Source organism: Paenibacillus sp. MER TA 81-3 (assembly GCF_023713585.1).
Lineage (GTDB): Bacteria > Bacillota > Bacilli > Paenibacillales > Paenibacillaceae > Paenibacillus_B > Paenibacillus_B profundus.
This window is the reverse complement of the sequence record NZ_JAMAWB010000076.1, coordinates 1-454: the sequence shown is the minus strand read 5'-3', so window position 1 is coordinate 454 and position 454 is coordinate 1. Positions and strand designations below refer to the sequence as shown.

At 53.1% G+C, this 454-nt stretch carries 1 protein-coding gene; it reads left to right on the top strand.

Going from position 1 to position 454, the window contains the following annotated elements; all coding sequences use genetic code 11:
• A partial coding sequence (locus M3650_RS31285; protein ID WP_251580254.1) for a MucBP domain-containing protein occupies positions 1 to 454 on the top strand: 454 nt, incomplete at both ends.

Here is a 454-nt window from a genome sequence, read left to right as displayed (position 1 = left end):
CTGAGCGTGAACTATCTGGAGCAAGGCACGGATAAAGTCCTGGCGGAAGCCACGACCGTAGACGGAGTAACAGGTAAAACGGTGGAGCTGACAGCCGCGGAAGTAGCGGGTTACACGCCGTTGAAGGCAAGCGATAGCTACACCTTTAAAGCAGAAGGTAATGTGTACACCTTCTACTACAAGGGAAGCGCGCAGAAGCTGAGCGTGAACTATCTGGAGCAAGGCACGGATAAAGTCCTGGCGGAAGCCACGACCGTAGACGGAGTAACAGGTAAAACGGTGGAGCTGACAGCCGCGGAAGTAGCGGGTTACACGCCAGTGAAGTCCAGCGATAGCTACACCTTTAAAGCAGAAGGTAATGTGTACACCTTCTACTACAAAGGAACAGCACAAAAGCTGAGCGTGAACTATCTGGAGCAAGGCACGGATAAAGTTCTGGCGGAAGCCACGACCG